Source organism: Thermus sp. FJN-A (assembly GCF_054655095.1).
In genome coordinates, this window is sequence record NZ_BAAHSC010000159.1 from 1 (window position 1) to 652 (window position 652).

Genomic DNA, 652 nt, shown 5'->3' on the forward strand with positions numbered 1-652 from the left:
TAGTAAACTGAAGCGTCTATCTACAACAAAGCGCTTAGCTCGTCTAGCTACTATAGCTATCAACAAAAGAATGACGGAGTAAACTGTTGCGAAGACAAAAAATACAGCAAAGTTGCTTGTAGAAAGAAGTCCAGTCAAAAAGTTTAGAATGGCGTTAGATTTTAACAAAAGGGCCACCAGAGTAAAAAGCAAAGCCAAAAAAACACGAGGAAGCACTTCTCTCAGAAACAAGTGAGTCCCTTTCAGGGACACGCTTAACCACCCCTTGCCTAACGCGATTGTAGCACAATTTCCACCACCACCTCCCCCGGCCTCAGGTCGCGCACCTTGACCTCCACCACCCGCCCCGAGACGGGGGAGCGCACGAGCTGGGCCTCGGCGGCGCGCTCCTTGCGCCGGAGGAGGCGGGCTTGGGCGAGGCGGGCCTCCCGGATAGACTCCTCCAGGCGGGCCTTCTCCCCGGCGCAGTCCAGGGCCAGGCGGGTCAGGCGGGCCTCGGCCTCCTCAAGCCGGGCCTCCCCCTCGGCGAGGCGGAGGGGGGCCTCGGCCCCCTGGGCCACCAGGTAGCGCAGGCGGCCCACCTCGTCCCTCAGGCGGGAAAGCTCCCCCCGGAGGGCCTCCCGCTCCGCCCGGCACCGCTCTTCCGCCCGGG

At 61.5% G+C, this 652-nt stretch carries 1 pseudogene; it reads right to left on the bottom strand.

The window, feature by feature from the left end:
- Positions 1–269: 269 nt before the first annotated feature.
- A pseudogene (locus ACYQ0J_RS00815) lies at positions 270–652 on the bottom strand (metal-dependent hydrolase); the annotation flags it as partial.